The following is a 1,316-nucleotide window of genomic DNA, read 5'->3' as shown; positions in this document are numbered from 1 at the left end:
GAGCCTGTAATTAATTTTGTGTAACTGCCTATCACAACATACTCTAGTCAGAGTTAAGGATAGGCAGATGCAAATGAACAAAAAAGAGTTAGAAGCTTTCGCCAAGGACGCGGCCAAAGGCATTAAAACACCGCAAGATCTTAATGAATTCAGCCAAATGCTAAAGAAGATCACTGTTGAAGCAGCACTAAATGCCGAGATGGATGAGCATTTAGGTTATGAGAAGCACGCTAAATCGGTGATGCAAAATAGCCGCAACGGCAAAACCAGTAAGCGTATCAAAACGGAAGATGGTGAGTTTGAACTGGACACTCCTCGTGACAGAGACGGGTTGTTTGAGCCTAAGCTGATTAAGAAACACCAATCTCGATTTACCTCAATGGACGAGAAGATATTATGGCTATATGCGCAAGGGATGAGCACCCGTGAAATCGTTAAAGCCTTTGACGAATGGTACGGTGCAGATATATCGCCAACGCTAATATCACGAGTCACTAATGCCGTTATTGACCAAGTTATCGAATGGCAATCACGCCCCCTTGACCCGATTTACCCTATTATCTATCTCGATTGCTTAGTAGTTAAAATTCGCCAAGACAAACGTGTTATCAACAAATCTATATTCCTAGCCTTGGGTATCAACACCGAGGGGCACAAGGAGCTTCTGGGCATGTGGATAGCCGAAAATGAAGGCGCGAAATTCTGGCTGAACGTGCTCACTGAATTGCAGCATCGTGGTGTAGAAGATATTTTAATTGCCTGTGTGGATGGGCTCAAGGGCTTTCCTGATGCGATTAACTCAGTGTATCCCCAGGCCCAAATTCAGCTGTGTATTGTGCATATGGTACGTAATTCATTGAAGTACGTTTCATGGAAAGACTACAAGGCTGTGACCACTGATTTGAAGCAGGTATACCGTTCATCCACTGAAGATGAGGCGCTGCTTGAACTTGAACGATTTAGTGAAAAGTGGGACGACCAATATCCACAGATAAGTAAGTCGTGGCGTACCCACTGGCAGAATCTCAATACTTTATTTAATTATCCTGAGGACATCCGTAAAGCTATTTACACGACCAATGCCATTGAATCACTCAACAGCGTTATTCGTAAGGCTATCAAGAAGCGCAAGATATTCCCAAGTGATGACTCAGCTAGGAAAATGGTTTACTTAGCCATTACAGAGGCATCTAAAAAATGGTCGATGCCGATCCACAACTGGCGTCAAGCAATGGTTCGTTTTATTATTGAGTTCGGGGAACGCCTCGAAAAGCACATTAACTAAATGGCAGTTACACAGAATCTGTTACAGGCTC

1 protein-coding gene is annotated in these 1,316 nt (G+C 43.5%); it reads left to right on the top strand.

The features are described 5' to 3' along the window. Window positions 1-73 precede the first annotated feature (73 nt). Window positions 74-1,285 carry an IS256 family transposase gene (locus GMES_RS06775; RefSeq protein WP_153811059.1) on the top strand — a complete coding sequence of 404 codons (1,212 nt, stop codon included), beginning with the start codon at window positions 74-76 and terminating at the stop codon, window positions 1,283-1,285. Window positions 1,286-1,316 lie beyond the last annotated feature (31 nt).

The organism is Paraglaciecola mesophila KMM 241, assembly GCF_000315015.1.
Taxonomy (GTDB): domain Bacteria; phylum Pseudomonadota; class Gammaproteobacteria; order Enterobacterales; family Alteromonadaceae; genus Paraglaciecola; species Paraglaciecola mesophila.
The sequence above is the reverse complement of the archived record's forward strand: the minus strand, read 5'-3'. Positions and strand labels throughout refer to the sequence as shown.

What these genes read in the sequence shown, in the direction of transcription:
- GMES_RS06775 (WP_153811059.1), top strand. Translation starts at nt 74, where the DNA reads ATGAACAAAAAAGAGTTAGAAGCTTTCGCCAAGGACGCGGCCAAAGGC.